Source organism: Streptosporangium sp. NPDC051022 (assembly GCF_040683035.1).
Taxonomy (GTDB): Bacteria; Actinomycetota; Actinomycetes; order Streptosporangiales; family Streptosporangiaceae; genus Streptosporangium.
This window is the reverse complement of sequence record NZ_JBFBCF010000049.1, coordinates 37,101-56,533: the sequence shown is the minus strand read 5'-3', so window position 1 is coordinate 56,533 and position 19,433 is coordinate 37,101. Positions and strand designations below refer to the sequence as shown.

Below are 19,433 nucleotides of genomic sequence, written 5' to 3'. Positions count from 1 at the left end.
AGTTCCAGCGGGTACTTCCGCTTCCCCATGATCGAGACCTTTCCCATGATCCGTGGACCATGATCCAAAGCCTCCGGAAAAACGGGGGAAGCTCAGGCTGGGACAACCTCCGCAGGGCCGTCGACGGCGCCACTTACCAGCGCGCCCGGGTCTGGGACCGGACGTTCGGGGTGACCCATCTTGTCGCGGCGCTGGACGGCAGACCTCTGGCGAACGCCGACAGTTACGTGCGGCACATCGTCGCATGGCTGGAAGCCGGCACCTCAACCAGGAGAACTCTCCGGGATGGCACGAAGGATGGGGCTGCCTGACCCCGGCTCGGGGAGAGTTTCGCGAGTTTCGCGAGGCTCTCGCGCGCACACGCGCGTGAGGAACCCGGCGGTGGGTTTCACCGGTTTCGCCAGAATCCCTACACGCGCACGCGATACCCTCCGACCACGTCGTTGCCCGGCGGTTCCGGCGGCGGACTTTCGCGACACCCTACGCGCGCACGCGAAGAACCTGCGGGCGTCAGGAGTGGGCGGGAAGACTGCCCGCCCGGCCGGGCCCGGGGAACGTAGCCGTCGCTTGCCCGCCCGCAAGTCCCCCGCACCCGCCGATGCGGGCAACTGCCGTAGGGGGACTTGCCTGCAGGCGGTGCTGACGGCTTGATCTGGCCCCAGGCCGGGGTGAGCAAGGGGGAGAGGGCGCTGGAGGTTTTCAGAGTTTTCGGAGTGCCTTACGCGCACGCGCGAGGCCTTCGCCCTGCCCCGCACAGCCAGCAGTTCCATCCGGGCCTTTCGGTGCGGTGTCCCGGAGCAAGTTGCCGGCCTATTACCGGCGCCGGTTCAGCAGCTGCCGAGCCCGTCAAACCTGCCGGGCCAGGCCCACGCCCAGTAATGCGTCTCCCCTTTTTCATATGTCTTGCAGTAAAGATCTGTCTCGTGCGCGAGGATCACCTTGGCCCTCACCGTGTAGTCGCAGGTGTTGGTAACCCATAGTTTGTCTTGATATCCCCTGTCATCGAGGCGCGTCTTCACGCAGGAGGGGACATCGGCAGCTGCCACGTCGGCGTGAGCTGCGGGGACAGCGAGAGTCAGCACGACGGCCGCCGACATGAGCAGCCCGAATTTCCGCATCACGCGAGACATTATGTTCCTCATTTTGATTTGGGCGCAGGTGTTTGCCAGGACGAATCCCCCAGGTCAGCGCTGAAACCCGGAGAAACGTGTTCCTTCAACCTGCTACTGCCGAAATCCGTTCGGATCCCTCCACGGGCCAGTGCGGGCCGGATACCGGAGCCACTCCTTGCGTGGCGGGGTTCTAGTATGGCTCGTGCCAGCTCTCCTCGCATTCGATCTTGGCCCCGGACGAGTTGACGTGGCACGCACGTGAGCTGATGTTCCGGACCTTGGGCCTGCTGTAGTACCAGCCGCCTCGGACGGGGTCGTTGTTGGTCGAACAGTCGTAGCTCGGAATCATGCGGTAGTGATAGCCCGACCATGTGCCGCCGTCGTAGACTTGGTAGCGGATCTCCGCACCGGCGCAGTAGCCGTCCGTCGCCTCATCGAGAATGATTGATCCGAGGGCAACGTAGTCGTTGTCGTTCTCGCGTTGTATCTCGATCCGCTGCCAAACGCCGCCGACTTTGCTTACGCTACTGCCCGCGTATTTGTAGCCCTTACTGGCCGGGTCGGTGCTGGATGTGTACCACTCATCAGCAAGGCTGACACCGGGCTCATTGGCAACGCTCACGAAACCGGGCGTTCCATCGGTAGCGCTCGCGATGCCCGGCGTTGCCGCCAGCAGTCCTGCGGCTGCCAGGGCCGCAATCATGATCCTTTTCAAGGTTCCCCCTCGGGAAGACGATGGTGATATCAGGCACAGCCCATGGGGCACTTGGTCGCTAGGAAAAGGAGGTTGAGGAACACCGGAACGAAAACCGGCGCCAAGCTTTCGCGGGCCGAATACCGGAACCGCTCCTTGCGTGGCGGGGTTCTATAGCGGCCCGTGCCAGCTCCCCTCGCATTCGATCTTGACCCCGGACGAGTTGACGTGGCACGCACGTGAGCTGACGTTCCGGACCTTGGGCCTGCTGTAGTAGTAGCCGTGCGAAGTGGGAGGTTCGCCGGTCGTACAGACGTAGCTCGGAATCATGCGGTAGTGATAGCCCGACCATGTGCCGCCGTCGTAGACCTGATAGCGGATCTCCTGACCGGCGCAGTAGCCGTCTTCCTCTCCATCGCCGATGACTGACCGGAGGGCAACGTAATTGTCCCCGCGCCACACATAGATCATCTGCCAAACGCCGCTGACTACGCTTCCGTCATTGCCCACGAATCCATAACCCTTACTGGACGGCTCGGTGGCGGACGTGTACCACTCATCGGCAAGGCTGACACCGGGCTTGTCGGCAACGCTCACGAAATCGGGCGTTCCATCGGTAGCGCTCGCGGTACCGGGATCATCGGCAGCGTTCGCGATGCCGGGTGTTGCCGCCAGGAGTCCTGCGGCTGCCAGGGCCGCAATCATGATCCTTTTCAAGGTTCCCCCTCGGGAAGACGATGGTGATATCAGGCACGGCCTGAGTGTTCCTGGCCGTTAGGGAAACACGCCAAGTGTTGGACTCGGAGCCAATACTCAAGTCCAGAAATAATCGAATCGGATTATCAAAACCTATTTCCGGCTCCGATATTCAACCATCCACCCTTTCGGCTTGGATGTAATCATTTTTTTCGGCCCCCCGTAGGTGCGGCCTCCTGGGATTTAACTCGCAAGCATCTTATGAAGAGTGCATGCAACTCTCATTGGCCATAAGTGCACAATGATTGTCATGGGGTGCCATCAGGGGATGAGGTGCGATGTGATCGAGTTATGCAGTTCCCAGGTGCCGGCCGCCGAGCGTTTCGGCTGGTGGCGTGACCTAGCTGCCCAGTCGTTACTCCTCACCGAGATCAGCAGTGACCGGACCGAGGACTTCCACGCGTCAGTGAGGATTTCGCAGCTCGGGTCGGTCCTGCTGGGGGCGCCGGAGTTCGACGGCATGAAATGGGTGCGCACCGCTCAGCTGATCCGGCGCTCCGATCCGGAGCTGTGGATGCTGACGATGGTCCGCAGCGGTTCGATGTGGTTCAGGCAGGGTCGCGACCACGCCCCGCTGACGGCCGGCGATCTGGTGTTCTATGACACCAGCCGACCGTTTCAGGCCCAGATCCTGCACCAAGGCGGCCGGGCGCGCACCATCACGCTGCACCTGCCGCGCAAGGCGATGCCGCTGCCCGATCGGCTGTTGCGCGACCAGACAAGCCGGGCGTTCTCCTCTCAGCGCGGCCCGGCGGCGCTACTCAGCCAGTTCATGGAACAGCTCTTACGGCAGGGGCCGGCTCTGGGGCCCGCCGACCGCGCTCGGCTGGAAACGGTGGCCATCGACTTGTCGACCGTCTTCCTGGCCGCAGTAGCCGACGCGTCCCGCATGGTGCCATCGCAGACCCGGCAGCAGGCGCTGGTACGACAGATCAAGTCCTTTGTGCAACACCATCTGACCCACTCTGATCTGTCTCCGGTCTCGATCGCCGCGGCCCACCACATCTCGGTGCGCTACCTGCACCATCTCTTCCAGCAAGAGGAGCAGACCGTCGGCAGGTACATCCGTGCGCAACGGCTGGAGCGCTGCCGCACCGATCTGGCCGACGGCCGCCAGATTGGCCGCAGCGTCGCCGAGATCGCCGCACGGTGGGGTTTCGTGGACGCCGCGGTGTTCAACCGGGCGTTCCGCCTCACATATGGGATGCCTCCGGGCGAATACCGAAGACACGCTTCAGCCGGAGGCGCCTGACTGAGAAATCTCGAAAGTTAGAGATATTTATGCCATAAAGTCCGTTTCTTTCTTGCGGGAACGGCCATTCCCGGGAGTTGGCCGAGGGGAGATGGAGCCTCAGCTTTCGTCAAGGGGGTCCCCGTAGCAAACGGCGGAAATCCAACGGATTTAGGTCTGGCCTACGGTTTCTCGCGTTCCGGGGGGCCCGGGAGCAATCGCGCGGAGGGGCGCTGCGCGGGCGGCCGGGTCTTGAGGCTGGTCAGGGCGGTCCAGCGGAGCGCCAGGACGGCCGCGGCCGTCCAAAGGGCCGCCCGCGGGGTGGACAACTCGGCGATGAGCCCGGCGAGGGCCGCTCCCGCGGCGAGGGCGCCGGTGAGCAGGAAGCGGAAGGTGGCGTTCATCCGGCCGAGGAGTTCGGCGGGAGTGGCCCCCTGGCGGAACGAGACGCGCAGGACGTTGTCGAGGCCGACCTTGGCGAGGGTGAGCGTCCACGCCGCCCCCGCGATCCAGAGGTTGCCGATCCCGATAGCCAGGGCGAAGGGCGCGAGCAGCACGCTCGGCAGCCACATGGCGCGCGCTTGGCCGAGGGCGCGGCCGACGAGCGGGGCGCTGAGAGATCCGGCGAGCGTACCCAGACCGCCCGCGGCGAGAAAGAATCCGACCGTTTCGGGGCGTCCGCCGAGGATGACGAGCAGGGAGACCACGGCCATCTGGATCGCGAGGTTCGTCAGGGCGCCCTCGACGGCGATCGGCCGCAGCACCGGATGGTGGAGAACGAACCGCAGTCCCTCGCCGACGTCGCGGAGCATCGGCCCCGACGCGTCCCGCGCGGGTGTCTCGGGCTTGGTCACGCGCCGGGTGAATACGGCCGACCACAGGTAGCTGGCCGCGTCGACAACGACGGCCAAGGGCGCGCCGAGTGCGTGGACGAGCAGGCCGCCGATCCCGCGTCCGGAGGCGTCGGCGACGGAGTTGAGGCTGACCAAGGTCGAGTTGGCGGCCAGCAGCCGCTCCCGGCCGACGACGTGCGGCACATAGCTGAGGTGGGCGACGTCAAAGAAGACCGTCGCGATTCCCATCAGCAGGACGACCGCGTAGAGCTGCACGAGCGTGAGCACCCCGCACATCCAGGCTAGAGGAATCGAGGCCAGCAGCGCCGCCCGCACCAGATCCGCAGCGATCATGATCGGCCGTTTGCGCACCCGGTCGACCCACGCACCCGCAGGAAGCCCGACCACGAGAAAGGACACCGTCCCGAGCATCGCCAGCAGGCCTACCTGCCCCGCGTCGGAATGCAGCACGGACTGGGCGAGCAGCGGTAGCGCGAGCGCGCTGACCTGCGTTCCGAACTTGCTGGCGGCGTCGGCGGTGAAGATCCGCCGGAAGTCCCGATCGGCGAAAAGTAGCATGCGCCGACCTTCTCCCCGTCCGACCCATGACCGGTATGGATTTAGTGTGGGCTAAATGGAGCTGTCCCTGGAGTTCACCGCCGAGGACCTCGCGTACACGCGTTTCGCGGTCTCCCCGCTCTGGGAGACGATCGCGAGCCTGCGCGTCCTGAAGTTCCCGCACGAACACACCCTGCACCGCCCCTGGACCGACACGGTGCTCCCGCGCCTCTCCGGCCTGGACCTGCGCCCCCTCACCGACCTGATCCGCCCCGGCCTGATCGCCGCGTTCATCTGCCCACCGCCGATCAGCCCCGCCCCGGATCTGGACCTCGAACTCGCCACCCTCCGCTCCCAGCCCGCCGACCGTGTCACCGCCGACCTCGACGCCTTCGGCTTGAACTACCCCGACCTCGCAACGGAACTGACCCGCCTGTCCGACCTCATCCAGGCTTACTGGGACCTCGCGCTCGCTCCGTACTGGCCCCGCATCCGCGCTCTCCTGGACGGTGACGTCCTCTACCGAGCCCGCCTGATCGCCTCCGGCGGCGCCCGGACCCTCTTCGCCGACCTCGACCCTCACATCGCCCTGGAAGACGACACCCTCCGCGTCCGCCGCCGCCGCACCCCCGCCTCCAAGCCCCGCCTGAACAACCGTGGTCTCCTTCTTGTCCCCTCCGCGTTCGCGTACCCCCGCGTCTTCTCCCTCACCAGCCCCGGCTGGCAGCCCCTCCTCCGCTACCCCGTGCGAAGCATCGGCACCCTCTGGCACCGCCCGACCAACACCCCCTCCAAGGCGCTCGCCAAGGTTCTGGGCCCCACCCGGGCAATGCTCCTGACCCTCCTGGCCCAGCCCGCGACTACGGCCTCCCTGGCGGCCTTCACCAACCTCACCCCCGGAGCCGTCTCCCAGCATCTGACCGCCATGCGTGACTGCGGCCTGGTCACCGCCCACCGCACCGGCCGCGAAGTCTTCTACGCCCAGACCACGATCGCCCGCTCCCTCACCGGCGTTTAGCCCGCGTGGACCGGCCCGAGCGGGGCACCAGCCGGGTTCAGATCAGGTGGGGTCGTGCTCGGTGGTCTTGAGGGTTTTGCGAACGACGCCGATGGAGATCTTCACTCCGGCGGCGATGGTGCGGATGGATTCTCCGCGCCGGCGGCGTTCCAGGATCGCAGAGCGTTTGTCGTTGTCGACGACGGGCCGACGGCCGCCGACGTTGCCGCAGGCGCGGGCAGCCTAGTGCCTGTTCTTAAACCCCAGAGATCGAAGAGGGGGTCCCGGTAGCAATCGCGGAAAATCCAACGAAGATTGCTCCCGGGACCCCCAGAACGCGAGAAACCGTAGGCCAGACTTAAACCCGTTGGATTTCCGCCGTTTGTTACGGGGACCCCAGGAGCACGCCGCGGTGCGCGGCACGGCGGTGTTTTCGGGAGTTTCGGGAGGCATCTACGCGCGGGCGAGAGAGGACGAGGGCCGGCTGTGACACGCGGAGGTATCCGGCAGGAAACCAGCGGCGCTATCTGTCTGGGGCCGCTGGTTTTCCCGCTCGATAGCTGACGCCGTACACCGGTTACGAGCAGTGGTTTCGGCTCCAGGTTGTGAGCAGGGCCGACCTGCGGCAATGCCTTCATCGGCCGGGTGTTGGAGCATCACGCCGAAAGCATGGATTCGAGCACAGCCGAGCTCGTGACCTTCCTTGACGACCTGACAGATAGCGCCGCTGGTTTCCTGCCGGATATCTCCGCACGTCACAAGGGGGGCAGGGCGAAGGTCTCGCGCGTGCGCGTAGGGCACTCCGAAAACTCCGGAAACCCCGGTGTCGTGTCTCGTCTCGGCGCATGGCCCGGCTGCAGCCGTGATCCCTCGCGAACTGCCCGCGGAGCATTAAATCCGATTTATCTACTAACTTGCTCCGGGAATCGGACATCGAAATCCTCCGTCAGATCACAGCTTGAGGATTCAGTCCGTCCGCAGACTCGGAGGGTCGAGCAACAATGGAACGGTCAGTGGCGTAAGCGAGCCGTCCGAGTCGGCGGCTGCGGTGCTCGCCGCCCCCTCGCCTCCTGCTCAGCGCTGAGCCTCAGCCCCCGTCAACGCCGGGCACAGCAGCGGCGACCGATTCGATGACGCCATGCCAGGTTCGGCGATATCCCTCGCGAAGAGGCCCCCCGACAAGGTCGAGGATCTCCGATGCTGCGTCGATCATGAGCGCGGGGTCTCCCGACTCACACAAGTGCAGATGTCCTTCCAGCAGGGCGGCCCCACGATGTGCGTCTGCCTCCAGAAGACGCCGCGGCAACCACTTCCCGCTACCGATCCACGCGTGGTGGTAGTCGCAAAGCAGGTCAGCTGCCGTGTTGAGAACGAGTCCGGCCACCGCCAGAAGCTCGATGCGGTGGCCCGCGTCCGCGAGATCGTCCAGCGCGTCTGTCAGCACGTATCTCTTCGTCTCTACCATCTGCGGTCTCAACCCTGGCGGCCCCTTTCGAAGGTCCGCTTCCGCCAGGGCGCGGGCCCGCCCGGCCTCACCATCCGTATCGACCAGAACGAGACCGACGGCATACATGCTCTGAAGGACCGCACGACGTGCAGCGACGTCCGCGGCGAAGAGCTCCAGGAGACCGGCACGAGTGTGGACGAACAACTCCACGACACGTCCCTCGAAACGGCACGTCCCTCGAAACGGATCGTCTCACGGCCGGTCTCGCCACCGTCCCCGACGAGTACCGCGATGTCCAAGTCACTGCGGGCAGTGGCCCGCCCGGCAGCCGCCGACCCGGCAAGGATCACGGCGAGGGCGTCGGGGAAACGGCCGCAGGCGAGGCGTTGCGCCTGGTCGATGGGGTCCGCGTTCATATCGGAAGAGTTCCAGAGGTCTTGATCAACAGCGGCTGGGTTTCCTGCTCGACCCCGACTCGGGGGCTGCCGTCCCCAAACCCCCGCAGGACGTGGGTGCGGGTGAGGCCCTCGCGGGGCAGGGGTTCGGGGACGGCAGCCCCCGAGACCACAGACATTCCGACTCGTCAAAGTCGACATAACCCCGTTGACCTGGCGTGTCCAAAGATCGTTTCGTTATCCCCGACATAAGGGCACGTTGCGGAGCCGGCCTGTCGACGACAAGATCATAACGTGAGCGAGTACTCATGGCCGGATGACGGCATCGAGACCGGGAGAAGGGCCCAGGCATCCTGGTCTGATACCTGTCGAGCCCTGCCCATCGGGACTCAAGTGACCGGGACGGTTATCGGCAGGCAGCCCTTCGGCGTGTTTCTTCGCATCGATGGCACGCCCGACGCGATCGGCCTTGCCGAAATCACCGCTATGCCTCCAGATTTCGATCTCCCTTGCTTGGGTGCCCTCGTGACCGGCGAGGTCATCTGGCACACCGAGCACAACCACCAGGTGCGGATCAGGCTCACTGCACAGGCAGGGGGCTGACACTTCCGATCGGGGTGGGGCCATTTCAAGCCGCCAACTGGGGCCAGATGAAGCCGTCCTAGCCGGCTGGCCTCTCTCGGGCAACGCGTCACTGTCGACGGTGGCGCGCTGATGGCCGAACAGGGCCACGAGCAGTTCCTGACGTCTACGACGTTCCCCATCGAGGTTTACGGGCATGGAAGAAGCGATGATTACCCGTGCCGGGCGGTGTGCGTGTCAGGTCACCAGACCCCTGCGGTAGGCGTAGACCACCGCCTGCACGCGGTCACGCAGGTCGAGCTTGGTGAGGATGCGCGACACGTACGTCTTCACGGTCTCCTGGCTGATCACCAGCATCGCGGCGATCTCCCTGTTGGACCGGCCGTCGGCGATGAGGCGCAGCACCTCCAGCTCGCGTGGGGTCAGCGCGGTCTCATCCGGCGTGGCCTGAGAGGGGCGGATCCGGGCCGCGTACCTGCCGACGAGCTGCCGCGTCACCTCGGGTGCCAGCAGCGCGGCGCCTGTCGCGACGGTGCGGATGCCGTGCAGGAGCTGCGCCGGTGGGGCGTCCTTAAGCAGGAACCCGCTCGCCCCCGCACGCAGCGCCTCGTACACGTACTCGTCCAGATTGAACGTCGTCACCACGAGCACCTTGATCGGACTCTCGACCCCGGCGCCGGCCAGCAGGCGGGTGGCCTCGATGCCGTCGAGCACCGGCATCCGCACGTCCATCACCACGATGTTGGGGCTCAGCCGGCGGGCGAGGTCGACCGCGGCGCGACCGTCGCCGCACTCGCCCACCACCTCCAGGTCCGGCTGCGCGTCGATGATCGTCGCGAAGCCGGTGCGGATCAGCGCCTGGTCGTCGCAGACCAGGACCCGGGTCGGCGCGCTCACGACGGGCTCCCCGCGGGGATGCGTGCCCGTACCACGAAGCCACCACCCGTCTGCCGGTCGGCGCTGAACTCGCCGCCCAGGGCGTCCACCCGCTCGCGGAGCCCGGCCAGACCCCGCCCACTCCCGCCGGGAGAGGCGGCCCTGGAGCCGGGGCCGTCCGTGCTGACCTCCACGCTGATCTCCTTCTCGCCGTAGCGCACCCGGACCACAGTCGGGCTACCGTGGGCGTATTTGAGGGCGTTCGTCAGGGCCTCCTGAACGACCCTATAGGTCACGAACTCGGCGCTGCCCGCCGATTCCGCCGGACTGCCCTCCTCGGTGAACTCCACCGGCTGCCCGGCCTGGCAGGTCTGCTCCACGAGGGTGTGGAGATCGCCGGCGGAGTGCATGCTGACGTCGGTGTCGTGATCGGCTTTGAGCAGGTCGAGCATGTGCCGCAGGTCGGTGATGGCCCTCCGGCCGGTGTCGCTGACGGCGCTCAACGTCGCGTCGATGCGGTCGGGGACGGCGGTCAGGTAGCGTGCGGCCTCGGCCTGCACGACCATCGCCGTCACGTGGTGCATCACGACGTCGTGGAGTTCGCGGGCGATCCGGGTCCGTTCGGCGGCGCGGGTGGCCTCGGCGACGTGGCGGCGGCGTTCCGCCTCGGCGGCGCGGGTGGAGCGCAGCCAGCCCCCGATGCCCCACGCGAGGGTCAGGACCAGGTAGAACACCACGTAGCCTTCCACCCTCTCGGGCGCGCCGAGCCGGCCGAGCGCGACCGCCAGCGGCACGTACGCCATGGACAGGAGGACCCCGGTGACGCGCCGGTGGCGCTCCAGATGGGCGCCTGCGCTGATGAGCGCGATGGGCATCGCGTTGCTCGCGAACACGTGGTAGGCGCGGAGCTGGTCGAGGACGAAGCCGAGTGACACCAGAGCCAGACACACGGCCGGCCACCGCCGGCGCACGGCGAGCGGAAGGCACTCCAGGGCGATCACCACTAACGCCAGCGCGTCGAAGGGGCGGGCCGGCAAGTCACCGACCTGCGTCCCCTTGCCGTGGAGCGCCGGCAGGAGCGATGCGACGGCCAGCAGCAGCCCGAACGGTAAATCCCGGACCACGACGTCGCACCGCCGCCACAGTTCCGTGACCCGCCGTAGATCGATCACTGGGCGAGCGTAGCGGTCGCGCCGCGCCGGAGCGGGACCACATTGCCGCGCCGGCGGGCCAGCCACATGAACACGACCGTCAGCAGCAGGCCGAACACCACCGCGTACGGGCTCGCCTCCGGCCCGAACTCGCCGCCCGTGAGCAGGGCGTTGCCCGACGTCACGCCGTGCAGCAGCCCCTGCGTCGCGCCGTTGCCCGAGACCTCGGTGCCGAAGATGCCGGCCGCCGCGAAGTTCCAGCCGAAGTGCACGCCGATCGGCACCCACAGGGTGCGGGTGGCGGCGTAGGCGGCGGCGAGCATACCGCCCGCCTCGATCGCGATGGCGATCGCGCCCCACAGGTCGGCGTGCGGGTTGAACAGGTGCGACAAGCCGAACAACAGACCGGTCAGCGCCAGCGCCATCCACGTCCCCGTGCGTTCCTCGACGATCCTGAACAGGATGCCGCGAAAGAGCAGTTCCTCCGTCACCGCGGCGGCGGCCATGAAGCCGAGCTGCCCGCCCGCGTCCGTCACCGAGCCGAGGCCGTCTACCCGGTAGCCGCCCACGAGAGCGATGTTCACGATGACGGCCGCGAACATCCCGGCACCGATCAGCACCCCCCGGCCGACGGCGGCGACGGCATTTTCCCCGGCCACCTCCACCGGTACGCGGCTCTCGGACCACCGCACCACCCGGGCGTACACGAGCACCGCGAGCACGGCCGTCGCGACACCGAGGAGCAGGGTGAGGAGCGGGCTCCCCTGCACCGCGCCCACGATCGTGCCGCCGGCGAAGGCGACCACCGCGACAGGCACGAGCTGTTTCAACAACCGCATGACGACTCCCTTTACGTGGGGGACTCCGCGACGGGGCGCCGCCGCTACGCCGAGAAACGCTAGGGATTCGGCGGTCTGGAATCGTCCCCATGCGGTGGACACTCGCGGGTAGCTCGCACGGGGGACAGGCGCACATGCGATTCGTCGTACGACGCCGCCGCGTTCGACGTCTCCGTGGATCGCGTACATCTCCGGCGGCGCCCGTATCGCACGACGGAGCGGGGCGATCGCGTCCCTCTCCGACAGGCCGTGCTTGTCCCCCACACGAGCTACCGGCAAATGCCCGCCGTGGGGGGACGATCCCGGACCGCCCGATCCGTAGCGTTACGGCGCAGCCACAGACTCTCCATCGGCTTTCCCGCACCGCCGTGCGCATCACCCCCGGCGTCGGCTCCCTCACCGGATGACCTCATGCTCCGCAAGATCAAGACAACCGTTGGGGCCGCGCTGTGCTGCACCGTGCTCGGCGGCGTGCTGGTAAGAAGCGCGTCACCAGCCCCCCTCTTTCCAACCCGCCCGGCGATCACCGGTTGTCGCTGATTTCCGCTCCGGGACGCCCTACTGGCCAGCGGGACGTGCCTCCGCGGCCCCTTTCAGCCGTATTCCGGCCGGACCCGTGCTGGGCGCACGCCGAACGCGTCCTGCTCACCGGCGATCAGATCTTGGCCTACGGGCTACCGGCGGCCGAGGGCAAGCGCGACGATCCGCGCTGGCCCGCCTTCGCCACCCGCCACGGTCTCGACCTCGAGCGGCCGGTGCAGTGGGAGGTCGAGGCGCTGGAGCCGGCCGAGTTGCAGCGCGCGCTGCTGGCCGCCGTGGAGCCGTATGTGGATCGCCGGATCCTGGCGGCGGTGCCGGCCGAGGAGGACCGCCAGCGCCGCGCGCCGCGGGCCTTCACCGCCCGCTGGGACGATGCCGGGCGGTGAGGGGCCATGGCTGTCCGGTCAGACTTTCGGCAGGCTTCCGGAGGGTCCCTGTCGGTCGCAGGTTGGCCGTCTGAGGCTACGACGCTGTCCCCGCCGCGGCTCCTGAAACCGCCATCCGTCCCTTGCGCACGCGCGCGTAGGGCACTGCGGAAAATGCGGAAAGTCCCGGGTCGGCGCGTGCCCCGGTCGACGTCGGAGTGTCACGTCTGCTGGAGGAGACGGAGGCCCTCAGCCCGACCATGGATGTCGCTCGGCGTACTCCAGCATCCTCAGCTTCCCGCATGGCGCATCGGCTCGGTCCACCGGCGGATGTCGGGGCGGGGATCGGCGAACGGGTCGAGCCACTCCTCGTCGGGCCCGAAGAGGTCGTCTCCCGTGCCGACACGACACCCGCACCGCTCGGTGCCGACTGTCCAATTGACCTCGACGTGTTCGATCCACCGTCTGGTGTCAGGCTGAGTACGTTCGATTCTTTGCGCCTTGGAGGTTTTGATGCGTTCAGGCGTTGTGGTCGCCGCACATCCCGGTGTGGAGGACCTCGCCGTACAGGCCGAGGGGCTGGGCCTGCACAGTTTCTGGCTCAACGACACCCCGATGGTCCACGGCGACCCCTTCGTCGCCCTGGGACTGTGTGCGAAGGCCACCAGCCGCATCAGGCTCGGCATCGGCGTGACCTCACCGGCGCTGCGCTCGGCCCCGGCCGCCGCGAGCGCGTTCGCCAGCCTCAACGCCCTGGCGCCAGGCCGGATCATCTGCGGGGTCGGCACCGGGAACACCGCCCGGCGCACGCTGGGCATGCGGCCGACCACGGCAGCCATGATGGAGAACTTCACCGCCGCGCTGCAGGACCTGTGCGCCGGACGCACGATCGAGTACCGCGAAGGGGACCGAGTCCGCAACGTCCGATTCCTGCACACCGGGGCGCACGCGAACACGTCTGACCCGATCGAGTTCGTCGTGGCCGCGCTAGGACCGAAAGCCGCCGCTGTCGCCGGCCGCCGCGGCACCGGCCTGATCTCCTTCGGCCTGCTGGACCCCACCGCCTGGCAAGCACTGCATGACGCCCGCCGCCACGCCGCTCACGACACACCACGCGACCCCGACTCCCGCATGGACTCCTACGTGGTCACCGCGCTGCACATCCTCGACGAGGACGAGGACGAGGACTCCCACGGCGACGCGGCCCGGGACGCAACCGGCCACGTCGTCCTGTCGCTGCTGGCCTTCGCCGCCGACACCGCCGCCGACGCACGCGCTTTCGCCGAGCAACTCGGCCCCGAGGAACGCGAGGCGGTGCGGCGACTCCTCGACCGGCGCGGCACCACCGCCACAGCGCCCGACCGGCACACCAAGCTCTACCCCAACTACCTCGGACGCATCGCACCGGAGGACCGGGACCTGATCCCGCCCTCGCTGATGAACACCCTGGTCTTGGTCGGCACCCGCAACGACCTGCGCGCCCGCATCACCACCCTGGAACAGGCCGGCATCGACGAACTGCTCATCCAGCCGGTGATCGACCCACCCACCGAGATGGCCCAGCTCGCGAAACTCCTCACCTGAGCGGACCCGCCAGCCGCACGCACGTGGTTCACCGACAGCAAAGCCTGAATGACTTCAGCCGGAAACCGTTCGGATCAACATGACGGGCCGCAGGCCGGCACGTGTCCCTCCCGCCAACCTCATCCGGAAGGGACATTCCGGGAGGAGGCGGTCCGGGCGGGGATGCTGCGGATGCCGCGCAGGTGGATCAAGCTCACTCGCAAGGCGGCGTTGAACGGCTACTTGCTCGGCCACGCGCACGCCCTGCCGCAGGATCTGCTGGAGTCGGCCGTCGATGCCGAAGCCAACGGCACACCGGCCACGATGGGCGATAAGGATTGGGTGATGGTGCGCCTGGCGCGCTGTTTCAGCTCGCCTTCGACGAAGGTCTGCTCGCTCTGCGGCGATCGGTCAGCCGGTAGCCGCCCTCGTTCTGCCGCGTTCCTGCGCTCGCCCCGGCCCGGGATCCGGGTCGAGCCGTCGGCACCGCCCGTGGGCAAGTCCCCTACGGCGGCTGCCCGGGTCGGCGGGTGCGGGGGCTCGCGGGCGGGCAAGCGACGGCTACGCTCCCCGGGGCTCGGCCGGGCGGGCAGTCTCCCGGCCCGCCTCGCTGACTCCTGCGGTTCTTCGCGCCTGCTTAGGGTGTCGCGAAAGTCCGCCGCCAGACCGGTGGCCGACGGGCGTCGCGTACGCGCGTACGGGCCGGTCGATCGCGAGAGCGCCAGCGCCTCAAAGAGGTGATGCGGGTGGGATAGGTCCGCTCACGGCGGCTGTTGCCGCCGACCATGCCTTCCGGGTTTGCGAAGACTGCATGGATACCTCCACTCGCCCATTATTTGCCCCGATAGACGGCCTTTAGCGCAGGAAAGGCGGAAGCGCCAGAGGCATGGGGGTGAGTGCTGGTTCTCCCGTATGGATAGCAGTTAGTACACGCCGGGTAGGTGTCGCGCCCCCATGATCGATGAGAGTTTCGCTGTGGCGTGGGGCGTGTGAACGATTCCTCTCGGTGATGAAGATCGGGGTTCGGGGACACCGGGCGGTTGCGCGCCGCCGCGTCTGGACGTCCGGCTGTACGGCGCGGTCCGACAGGGACCGGGCGGCCGAGGCGGCGAAGCCGAAAGAGAGCCCTACTTCATGTCCTTACCCCCCCTCCTGTCCTCGACCTCGAACACCTCCCTGCGCGGGCGCGGCCCGCGCGTCCGTCTGACCAGGCTGGCCCTGCGGGGCACGCTGGCCCTGGCCCTGGCCGCCGGCGGCCTGGCCGCGGTGGCCCCGGCGGCCCAGGCCGCCACGACGGTGACGTTCTCCTACACCGGTGGCCCGCAGACGCTCACCGTGCCGGACGGTGTGACCTCGATCGAGGTGGACGCGTTCGGCGCCCAGGGCCAGGCCGGGCCCGGCCAAGTCCCGGGTGGCGCGGGCGGCCGGGGCGGAGAGGCCAAGGCCACCCTGGCCGTCACCCCCGGGCAGGAGCTCCAGATCAACGTCGGAGGGACCGGCGGCTACGGCGGCGGAGGCGCCGGCGGCAAGGGCGGGAACGTGTTTGGGTATCTCGACGGCGGCGCGGGCGGCGGCGCCTCGGACGTGCGCACCGGCCCCGGCTACGGCCTGGACGACCGGGTGCTAGTGGCCGGCGGAGGCGGCGGAGGCGGCAACTTCGACCGCGGCTACGCGGGCGGCGGCGGGGACGGAGGCGGTGCCGCCGGTGCCTCCGGCGGCAACTCGAGCCTCGGGGCCAACCCGGGCGGCGGAGCGACATCCTCGGCCGGTGGGAGCGGCGGCGCCGGCAGCTACGGAGCGGACGCCGGAGCCGACGGCACGGCCGGTACGGGCGGCGCGGGCGGCGCGGAGGCGCCCGGTGGGCCCTCCGGCGCCGGCGGAGGCGGCGGCGGAGGCGGTTGGTACGGCGGCGGTGGGGGCGGCGGAGGCGAATGGGCCGGTCCTCCCACCTACGCCAGGGCCTCCGCGGGCGGTGGCGGAGGCAGCGGCTACGGCCCCGCCGGGACCACCTTCCAGACCGGCGTCCGATCGGGCAACGGCGTCGTCATCATCACCTACTACCAGGTCCCCGCCATCACCGGCATCAGCCCCGCCAGCGGGCCCACCACCGGCGGCACCACGGTGACGATCACGGGCGCCGACCTCACCGGCGCCACCGCCGTCGTCTTCGGCGACACCGCGGCCTCGTTCACCGTCGACTCCGACACCCAGATCACCGCCACCAGCCCCGCCGCCACCGCCGCCGGAGCGGTGGACGTGAAGGTCACCACCCCCGGCGGCACCAGCGCCACCAGCAGCGCGGGCACCTTCACCTACATCAACCCCGCACCCGCCATCACCGCCGTCAACCCGGCCACCGGCCCCGCCTCCGGCGGCACGAGCGTGACCATCACCGGCACCAACCTGACCGGCGCCACCGCCGTCACCTTCGGCGCAACCGCGGCGACCTCGTTCACGGTGAACTCCGCCACCAGCATCACCGCGACCAGCCCCGCCGCCACCGCCGCCGGAGCGGTCGACGTGAAGGTCACCACCCCGCACGGCACCAGCGCCACCAGCAGCGCCGGCACCTTCACCTACACCAAGGACACCACCAAGCTCGACGCCCAGCCGCTGCTGTTCTCCGTCACCGGCGGCGCGCTCAACATCAACCTGCATCCCTCGGCGACCCTCACCGACACCACCACCGGCCAGCCCCTCGCCGGAAAGACCGTCACCTTCAAGGTCGGCACCCACACCGTCTGCACCGCCACCACCAACAGCAGCGGCGTCGCCTCCTGCTACGGCTTGGCCCCGCTGACCGCGATCCTGCTCCACCTGTCCTACACCGCGACCTTCACCGGCACCCCCGCCCTCGAAGCCGCCACCGACACCGCCGGACTCATCCAGCACTGACCCCGGACCACCGGTGAAGGCCCGCCGCACCTGCGGCGGGCCTTCACCGGTCACCGCGGACGTCCAGTTACCTCCTGCGGACGGTGCGGGGGTGCTATCCCCCTGCTCCTGCCAGACCGGCACGCCGACGGCGGGCGGTCTCGGCCCCTTCCCCCGGGCGACCGCCCCCGGCTCCGGCCTTTTCCCACGACGCGAAGGAAGCCCCATGTCCATGTGCGTTCATGTCCCGCCCCGCCGCCGACGCAGGCTGCCCGCCGCCCTGCTGGCCCCGCTGGCCACCTTGGCCGCCGTGCTCATCCCCGCCCCGGCCGCCCACGCCGCGGCGTCGGTCACCTGCACCGGCACCAGCCACGCCACCTACAGCCCCGGCCTGACCCTCACCCCGCGAAACGTCAGCTCCACCGAAACCAGCACCCTGTCCTCCTGCACCTCCACCGACCCCACCCTCACCAGCGGCTCATGGTTCCTGAGCGCCACCATCCCCGGCGCCTCCTGCAACGACGTCGAAGTAAGCCCCGACGGCCCGCTCACCGTCACCTGGAACAACGGCAACACCTCCACCGCCAGTCTCACCTACGTGCTGACCATCACCGGCGGCATCCTGCAAACCGTGGGCACCGGCACCATCACCGCAGGCCAGTTCACCGGCGCCACCGCCGTCTTCACCTGGGTCTACGCCGTCAACCCGCTCAACTGCCTGGCATCCGGCGGCCTGACCATCCAAGACGGCACCCTCGCCGCTCAGATCACCACTCTCTGACAGCCCTCAAGGAAGAGCCGACTTCGCTGTCGGGGATCCCGGTAGCAATGAGGAAATTTCCAACGAAGTACCGTCTGGCCTGCGCTAACGAAGGTGTCGTAGAAGCCGGGGTCTCGGCTGTGGATGGCCGTGCCCGGCGTGGGGCCGGATTGGTTCCCGCAACGGTCTGGCTGTGCTGACCTGGTCAGACGCCGTCTCGGGAACCGGACAGAACTTCCGTTCTGTCCAATCAGCCCCCTACTTTGCTCCTGGCCGTAGCTTCGGGAGTTCTGGGCCGTGAAGGGGCGACCCTGAGGCGCTCCAGCGGACAAAGAAAGGGCTGCGCAGAGCGCGGGCTCCAGCGGGACGTACCGGGCCGGGTTCGTCCCGCCGGGACCGGGGGGCAGGGGCAGGTGGCCAGGATGATGGAGATCACGGTGCAGCGCGCCGAAGCGCTGTCGTTGGCCGCGTTCGGGTCGGTGGGAGCCGAGGTGGTGCGGGTGGCCTCAATGACCGAGACGCCGTCGGCGACCAGGTGGCGCAGCGTCGCCGGCTCGGCGGGGCCGATGACGCGGGGCCGACCGGTCTTCTTCTTGCCGGGCAGCATGGCGCCGGCGGCCTCGCGGCGCTTGGCGGCCCCTCGGCTTGGTGTTCAGCGCGCAGCTCCAGTTCGTATTCGGCGGCCGCGGCCAGGACCCGTTTCCTGTGCCGGTGAGGAGGTCAAAGTGAGCGAAGGACGAGGAAACCGGTTGGCAAGCGGATCCTGCTCCACCGCGCTGCACACCGAACTCGGCATCAGCGTCCCTGAAACGGTGCACCTGCAAGCGTCCGACATCGAGGCAGAGACACTCCACTGGGCCAGGATGATGGGGCTGACCGCGAACAGGCGTGATGCCGAACGGCTCGGCCGGGCCCGGTTCCACCTCGCCGCCGCCCGTTTCCTGCCCCATGTCCCTGCAGCGGATGTCACCCTGTTCTCGCAGTGGACCACCTGGTTCTTCTTTCTGGACGACGAGCAAGACGACGGTCTCGCCGGCCACGACCAAGCCTGGGTCCGCCGAACCTACGGCAGCCTGCTTGCCATCGTCTCCACCAGCCGTCCACCAGGGCCGGCCTCCCCGCTCCAGGCGGCGCTGGCCGACCTCTGGCAGCGCACCGCTCCCAGGATGACGCCGGCCTGGCGCACGCGTTTCACCACCCAGATGCGCCACCACCGGGACGCGTTCCTCGAACAGGCGGACAACCGCGTCAACGGCCGCGTCCCTTCTGTTGAGGACTACCCGCGGCTGCGCCGGCGCGCCAACGGCGAGCACATGTTCAACCTGTTCGAGGTCGCCCACCGCGCCGAGATTCCCGCGCCTTTGGCGCGCACCAGCGCCTGGAGCGAACTGTGCGCCGCCGCCAACGACATCACCGCCTGGTGCAACGACATCGCCTCCTACGACCGTGAGAGCGCATCCGGCGACACCACCAACTACGTCACCGTCTTCCGCCATGCGCTGGGCTGCGACACCCGCACCGCCGTCGAGCAGGTCAAACAGCAGATCCGCCGGCGCCTTGACGACCTGCGTAACGCCCGGCGTCTCCTGGGCCAGGAGACGCATCGGCTGCACCTGGACGACCAGCGGCACCCCATCGCCCAGGTCGCCGACACCCTCACCGACCTGCCTGGCACCCACTTCGGCTGGCTGCTCGACTCCGGCCGCTACACATTTCCACCGCCCCTGAACCACGACGGCACCACCGGCCGGGCCGAGGACCGGCCGCCCCCTCAACCGGCCTGACGTCGTGTCCACATGACGAGCATCGCCTGGACACGACGTTGCAATGGCGTACGAAAGCGGGTGCTTTCGCACCCGC

General features: G+C 68.4%; 16 protein-coding genes and 1 pseudogene. 9 read left to right on the top strand and 8 right to left on the bottom strand.

All coding sequences use genetic code 11. The features are described 5' to 3' along the window. Positions 1-311, top strand: a pseudogene (locus AB0N02_RS44305) (hypothetical protein); the annotation flags it as partial. Positions 312-827: 516 nt separating this feature from the next. Here the strand turns inward: AB0N02_RS44305 and AB0N02_RS44300 are convergent. The 3 genes from AB0N02_RS44300 to AB0N02_RS44290 form a co-directional block, all read right to left on the bottom strand. Continuing rightward, complete coding sequence (locus tag AB0N02_RS44300) at positions 828-1,121, bottom strand: hypothetical protein (protein WP_363960609.1); 294 nt, start codon at positions 1,119-1,121, stop codon at positions 828-830. 181 nt (positions 1,122-1,302) lie between these two features. Then, on the bottom strand, positions 1,303-1,815 hold the full coding sequence (locus tag AB0N02_RS44295; RefSeq protein WP_363960607.1) for a hypothetical protein: 513 nt from the start codon (positions 1,813-1,815) through the stop codon (positions 1,303-1,305). 162 nt (positions 1,816-1,977) lie between these two features. Further along, positions 1,978-2,511, bottom strand: a complete 534-nt coding sequence (locus AB0N02_RS44290) for a hypothetical protein (RefSeq protein WP_363960605.1) — start codon at positions 2,509-2,511, stop codon at positions 1,978-1,980. A 331-nt stretch (positions 2,512-2,842) separates the two neighbouring features. On the opposite strand from AB0N02_RS44290, the gene AB0N02_RS44285 reads away from it, so the two are divergent. Further along, entirely contained in the window at positions 2,843-3,814 is a 972-nt protein-coding gene (locus AB0N02_RS44285) for a helix-turn-helix domain-containing protein (RefSeq protein ID WP_363960603.1), read from the top strand. 161 nt (positions 3,815-3,975) lie between these two features. Here AB0N02_RS44285 and AB0N02_RS44280 read toward each other — a convergent pair whose 3' ends face one another. Beyond that, the gene (locus tag AB0N02_RS44280; RefSeq protein ID WP_363960601.1) at positions 3,976-5,205 is read right to left on the bottom strand and encodes an MFS transporter; all 1,230 of its coding nucleotides are present in this window, start codon (positions 5,203-5,205) and stop codon (positions 3,976-3,978) included. A gap of 55 nt (positions 5,206-5,260) precedes the next feature. Here AB0N02_RS44280 and AB0N02_RS44275 point away from each other — a divergent pair, with 55 nt between their 5' ends. Then, positions 5,261-6,202 carry a DUF5937 family protein gene (locus tag AB0N02_RS44275; protein WP_363960599.1) on the top strand — a complete coding sequence of 314 codons (942 nt, stop codon included), beginning with the start codon at positions 5,261-5,263 and terminating at the stop codon, positions 6,200-6,202. A 1,066-nt stretch (positions 6,203-7,268) separates the two neighbouring features. Here AB0N02_RS44275 and AB0N02_RS44270 read toward each other — a convergent pair. After that, on the bottom strand, positions 7,269-7,838 hold the full coding sequence (locus AB0N02_RS44270) for a hypothetical protein (RefSeq protein WP_363960597.1): 570 nt from the start codon (positions 7,836-7,838) through the stop codon (positions 7,269-7,271). Between the two features lie 479 nt (positions 7,839-8,317). On the opposite strand from AB0N02_RS44270, the gene AB0N02_RS44265 reads away from it, so the two are divergent. After that, on the top strand, positions 8,318-8,626 hold the full coding sequence (locus AB0N02_RS44265; protein WP_363960595.1) for a hypothetical protein: 309 nt from the start codon (positions 8,318-8,320) through the stop codon (positions 8,624-8,626). A gap of 216 nt (positions 8,627-8,842) precedes the next feature. Here AB0N02_RS44265 and AB0N02_RS44260 read toward each other — a convergent pair whose 3' ends face one another. From AB0N02_RS44260 to AB0N02_RS44250, 3 genes are read right to left on the bottom strand one after another with little or no spacing between them, the layout of a single operon-like run. Beyond that, positions 8,843-9,502 (bottom strand): response regulator transcription factor, encoded by a 660-nt coding sequence (locus AB0N02_RS44260; RefSeq protein ID WP_363960593.1) that lies wholly within the window; start codon positions 9,500-9,502, stop codon positions 8,843-8,845. Further along, positions 9,499-10,653 carry a histidine kinase gene (locus AB0N02_RS44255; protein ID WP_363960591.1) on the bottom strand — a complete coding sequence of 385 codons (1,155 nt, stop codon included), beginning with the start codon at positions 10,651-10,653 and terminating at the stop codon, positions 9,499-9,501. The genes AB0N02_RS44260 and AB0N02_RS44255 overlap by 4 nt, the downstream gene beginning before the upstream one ends. After that, positions 10,650-11,471: a type II CAAX endopeptidase family protein gene (locus AB0N02_RS44250; RefSeq protein WP_363960589.1), complete on the bottom strand. Its 822-nt coding sequence runs from the start codon at positions 11,469-11,471 to the stop codon at positions 10,650-10,652. Before AB0N02_RS44250 ends, AB0N02_RS44255 begins: the two co-directional genes overlap by 4 nt. 662 nt (positions 11,472-12,133) lie before the next feature. Here AB0N02_RS44250 and AB0N02_RS44245 point away from each other — a divergent pair. The 5 genes from AB0N02_RS44245 to AB0N02_RS44225 all read left to right on the top strand — a co-directional run bounded on the left by AB0N02_RS44245 (position 12,134) and on the right by AB0N02_RS44225 (position 19,357). Beyond that, positions 12,134-12,397 (top strand): hypothetical protein, encoded by a 264-nt coding sequence (locus tag AB0N02_RS44245; protein WP_363960587.1) that lies wholly within the window; start codon positions 12,134-12,136, stop codon positions 12,395-12,397. Between the two features lie 492 nt (positions 12,398-12,889). Beyond that, positions 12,890-13,960: an LLM class flavin-dependent oxidoreductase gene (locus AB0N02_RS44240; RefSeq protein ID WP_363960585.1), complete on the top strand. Its 1,071-nt coding sequence runs from the start codon at positions 12,890-12,892 to the stop codon at positions 13,958-13,960. Positions 13,961-15,073: 1,113 nt separating this feature from the next. Then, the gene (locus AB0N02_RS44235; RefSeq protein ID WP_363960583.1) at positions 15,074-16,834 is read left to right on the top strand and encodes an IPT/TIG domain-containing protein; all 1,761 of its coding nucleotides are present in this window, start codon (positions 15,074-15,076) and stop codon (positions 16,832-16,834) included. Between the two features lie 205 nt (positions 16,835-17,039). Next, the gene (locus tag AB0N02_RS44230; RefSeq protein ID WP_363960581.1) at positions 17,040-17,594 is read left to right on the top strand and encodes a hypothetical protein; all 555 of its coding nucleotides are present in this window, start codon (positions 17,040-17,042) and stop codon (positions 17,592-17,594) included. A 728-nt stretch (positions 17,595-18,322) separates the two neighbouring features. Then, positions 18,323-19,357, top strand: a complete 1,035-nt coding sequence (locus AB0N02_RS44225; protein ID WP_363960578.1) for a terpene synthase family protein — start codon at positions 18,323-18,325, stop codon at positions 19,355-19,357. Positions 19,358-19,433 lie beyond the last annotated feature (76 nt).